The organism is Stenotrophomonas sp. HMWF003, from assembly GCF_003061285.1.
GTDB lineage: Bacteria > Pseudomonadota > Gammaproteobacteria > Xanthomonadales > Xanthomonadaceae > Stenotrophomonas > Stenotrophomonas maltophilia_AP.
In genome coordinates this window covers 2,112-6,539 of the sequence record NZ_QAIW01000401.1, presented here as the reverse complement: position 1 = coordinate 6,539, position 4,428 = coordinate 2,112, and the positions used below count along the sequence as shown (strand labels likewise).

General features: G+C 68.7%; 3 protein-coding genes and 1 pseudogene. 3 read left to right on the top strand and 1 reads right to left on the bottom strand.

The features are described from left to right. Together DBR34_RS17220 and DBR34_RS17215 are read left to right on the top strand one after the other, a co-directional pair. Positions 1-528: ATP-binding protein (locus DBR34_RS17220; RefSeq protein WP_146186873.1), on the top strand; the 528-nt coding region annotated here is incomplete at its 5' end. Continuing rightward, positions 525-1,103: a response regulator transcription factor gene (locus DBR34_RS17215; protein ID WP_128097693.1), complete on the top strand. Its 579-nt coding sequence runs from the start codon at positions 525-527 to the stop codon at positions 1,101-1,103. The genes DBR34_RS17220 and DBR34_RS17215, both read left to right, overlap by 4 nt. Positions 1,104-1,213: 110 nt before the next feature. On the opposite strand, the pseudogene DBR34_RS17210 reads toward DBR34_RS17215, so the two are convergent. Then, positions 1,214-1,399, bottom strand: a pseudogene (locus tag DBR34_RS17210) (glucose-6-phosphate isomerase); the annotation flags it as partial. Between the two features lie 164 nt (positions 1,400-1,563). Between DBR34_RS17210 and tssI the strand changes: the two are divergent. After that, a complete protein-coding gene (tssI, locus tag DBR34_RS17205; protein ID WP_258224066.1) occupies positions 1,564-4,317 on the top strand; it encodes a type VI secretion system Vgr family protein in 2,754 nt (917 codons plus the stop codon). The last annotated feature ends 111 nt before the right edge of the window (positions 4,318-4,428 follow it).

The window sequence follows — 4,428 nt, the reverse complement described above, 5'->3', positions numbered from 1 at the left end:
GACGTGGACACGCTGCGCGAACTGCTGGTGCAGTGCCGCGAGCGGGTCCTGGCGCTGGCCCGCCCGGCCGCCGGCGATGCCCCCGGGCGCGACGTGGTGACGCTGCCGCAGGTGCTGGAACAATGGCGGCTGGTGCGCCCGACCATCACCCTCAAGCGCAACGACGACGCACCGTTGAAACTGCCGCTGGACCCGGGCATCGGCCACCTGCTGATGGTGCTGCTGAACAACGCTGCCGACGCCGGCGAGAAAGCCGAGCGTCCGCAGGTGGACCTGACGCTGCGCATCGAAGGGGACACCCTGATCGGCGAAGTGCGCGACTACGGCCACGGCTTCGATGCCCGCCAGGCGGTCCTGCCCGGCACCCTGTTCAACAGCGGCAAGGCGCAGGGCATGGGCGTGGGCCTGGCCCTGTCGCATGCCACCATTGAACGCCTGGACGGCGAGCTGTGGATGCGCCCGGCCAACGGCGCCGGCACCCGCGTCGGCTTCCGCCTGCCTTTGACGTCTTCGGAGACTTCCGCATGAACATTCCCGCCCTGCCCGCTGCCAGCCATGGCCTGCTGGTCGACGACGACGAGCTGTACCTGCGCACCCTGCAGCGCAGCCTGGGCCGCAAGGGCCTGGAAACGGTGACCGCCAGCGACATCGCCTCGGCGCTGTTGCTGGCCCGGCAGAACCCGCCGGCGTATGCGCTGATCGACCTGAAGCTGGGCGCCGAATCCGGCCTGTCGCTGATCCAGCCGCTGCGGGCCCTGCGCGAAGACATGCGGATACTGCTGGTCACCGGCTACGCCAGCATCGCCACCGCGGTGGAGGCGATCAAGCTGGGTGCCGACGATTACCTGCCCAAGCCGGCCACGGTGCCGATGATCCTGCGTGCGCTGGGCGAAGAAGACGATGGCCCGGCCGACGATGGCGACCTGGAGCCGCCGGACGCGATGACCCCGATCAGCCGGCTGCAGTGGGAACACATCCAGCAGGCCATGCACGAAACCGGTGGCAACGTGTCCGCCGCCGCGCGCCTGCTCGGCATGCACCGCCGCTCGCTGCAGCGCAAGCTGGCCAAGCGGCCGAGCCCCGAACGCGACCCCAGCCGGTAACGCCGGGCGCAAGAACCGGTAGAGCCGACCGTTGGTCGGCTGCTCGTCACCGCAACAATCCACCCCGTGCGCCGCGCGATAGCCGACCAACGGTCGGCTCTACCTGCCCTTCAGGCCGTCAACCGGCCCAGCAGCTCCAGCGTCACCGGATCGGTGATCGCATGCGCTTCACCCTGCAGCGCCGGCAGCAACCGGCTGGCCAACTGCTTGCCCAGCGCCACGCCGAACGGGTCGATGGCATTGATGTTCCAGATGATCGACGGCACGTACATGGCGTGTTCGTACATGGCGATCACAACGCGCTGTGTCCACCGCCAACGCCAGCGCATTTCCGAATAATTGCAACGTGGCGCGAGTGTCGCGTTTGCCCATGTCGATCTCCCGGCAAAACGCGCAAGCTGAAATCCACTTCGCACCCGGTGGCACATGCGGCCGACGGGAGCAGGCGGACCGTGGAGTCATGGATGCGCAGCAGATGATGCAGCTTGGCAACCTTTTCAGCGTGGCGCAGCACAACCGGTTGCTTCGCCTGCATTTTGTGGGCGACGCCGCCGGCATGAAAGACCTGCTGCTGCCGTTCCGGCTGTGCTACGAAGCGGCATTGAGCGCACCTTACCGTGCAGCACTGACGTGCCTGAGTCCGGTGCCGGACCTGGCGCTGAAGCAGCTGCTGGGCCGGGCCGTCCAGATCCAGATGGACCACAGCGCCGGCACACGGGTGGTCAACGGCCACGTCGACAGCGTGCGGCAGCTTGGTACCAATGGCGGCATCACCTGCTACCTTCTGAACATCGCGCCGGGGTTGGCACTGCTGTCGCGGCGGCGAACCAGCCGGATCTTCCAGGAACTGAGCGTACCGGACATCGTGGCGCGGATCCTGCAGGAACACGTGCAGGGCAACAGCGCACTGGCCTCGATGCTGCATCTTGAACAGTGCCTGCGCCGGCCCTATGCCCCACGCTCGTACTGCACCCAGTTCGACGAGACCGATCTCGACTTCATCCATCGGCTGCTGGCGGAGGAAGGCATCAGCTACTGCCTCCGTTTCAGCGCCTCGCATGACACCCCGACACAGACCGTCTTCCTGTTCGATGACGGCATGGACCTGGACGCGGCGTCCCCTCGCCTGCTTGCATACCGGAGCGGCCATGACGGTCAGCAGGCCAACAGCCTGCTCAGCTGGCAGCCCGACCGGTGCCTCGTCAGCAGCGCTACCACCGTGCGCACGCACGACTACAAGCCGGCGCATGCACGACAGGCCCGTGATACGTCCGCTGTCCAACAGGGCACGACGGCCACCACGCTGGGCATGACGTTGGAGGACTACCAGGTGATGGCCCCGTACGCGGCGGCCGATAATGCCGGGTTGCAGCAGCGCGCGCAGGTCCGGCAGATGGGGCAGGACCAGGCCAGCAAGCAGTGGTATGGCACCACCCGCTGCCTGGGGCCGGAAACAGGCCACTACCTGGAAGTCGGCCACCATCCCGCCCTCTCGTTCCGCGCGGTCGCCGACCGCGAGTTTGTCGTGACCCACCAGCACCTGACGGTCTACAACAACCTGCCACACGACGTCAGCGAAAGGCTTCCCGACGCGCTGATGGCGGCGTTTGCCCCGCCCATCGAGCCTTCGCCGCCGTTGGCAGCGTTGCCGTCTGATAGCGCGCCGAATGCCACCTTCGCGCGCTTCGCCGGGGTACGTCGGGGTACCGCGCTGGTGCCGACGCGCGTTGCCGACCTGCGCCGACCCACCGCAAAGGGACCCCAGACCGCCACGGTGGTGGGCCGCGCAGGCGAGATCGTGGATACCGATGCGATGGGACGCATCCTGATCCAGATGCACTGGAGCCGAGAGGAAGAGCACCCCGACGGCGGGGCCGCCTTCGACCATCGTTCCAGCACGCGCGTGCGCTGCGCACTGCCCTCGGCCGGCGACGGTTCCGGCCATCAGTTTCTTCCCCGCGTCGGCGATGAAGTGGTGGTGGTCTTTCTACACGATGACATCGACCGCCCGCTGGTGATGGGCGCCGTGCACGGCGGTCGCCGGCCGCCGCCCGCGTTCTCGGCTGCCGGTGCCCTGCCCGGCAACCGCACGCTGTCGGGCATCCACACCCGCGAACACCATGGCGAGCATGTCGGCGAGCTCCTGTTCGACGACACGCCCGGCCAGCCGCGTGCCCGACTGGCGACCAGCTACGCGTCCAGCGCGCTGAACCTGGGCTACCTGACCCACCCACGCCGGGACGGACAGGCCAGCCCACGCGGCGAAGGCGCCGAACTTCGAACCGACGGCACCGCGTCGGTACGCGGCGCGCGTGGGCTGCTGCTCACCACCGAGGCGCAGCCGGGCGCGAGCGGCAGCCAGCTTCAACGTGATGACCTGATCCGTGGCCTGGGCAACACCCACGACCTGCTCAGCGCGCTGTCCGAAGCGGCCCAGGCACAGTCATTGGATGCCGCCGATGCCGCCTCGCTACACACCTTGCTGGCGCACCTGCGGCAATGGGAACAGGGTAGCAACGCGCAGCCCGAGGGAAACCAGGGCGGCGCACCCATCGCGGCGCTGCACGCCGGGGCCGGGCTGGCGGTCCATACGTCCGGTGCGGCCACCATCGCCAGCGGCACCACGCTCGACCTGGCCGCCGACCACCTGCAACACAGCGCACGCCGCCACTGGCGTGCGCATGCCGGTGAAGCGCTCACCCTGTTCGCCCAAGGCGCCAGGCGCGCCATGGCCGCACTGCGCATCGTGGCGGCGCGGGGTGACGTGGAAATAGCCGCCCATGACGGTCGCCTGCATGCCAGCGCAGCCGGGCAGGTTCACCTGGAGGCGGGCACGGCCACCGTGATCAGCGTGGCAGACGGTCCCATCCGCATTCTCGGTGGCGGCGGCTGCCTGCTGCAGATGGACGGCGGCAACATCGACCTGCACTGTCCGGGCACGTTCAGGGTAAAGGCGTCGGCGACGGAGATGGAACCCGGCGCGCACGCCTCGGTCGCACAGAACCAGTGGCCACAGACCGATTACAACGAGCGCTTCCAGGCACGCCTGGACACCGGCGAGCCGGCGGCGCATTGCCGCTATGAACTGATCCGCGCCGACGGCGCGCGCCTGCACGGGACCGCCGATGCCAACGGCATGATCGAGCTGCAGCAGGGCGTCAGCCTGGAAGAGGTGATCGTGCGCCTGCTGCCCACCCCGCAGGAGCCCCGATGAGCCGCACGCCGTCTTCACCGCCCGAGCCGCCCCGCGACACGGAGGGCAGCGCATCGGTACTGGACTATCCGCTGCGCACGGACCCGGTCATGGCGCCGGCCACCGAACGCC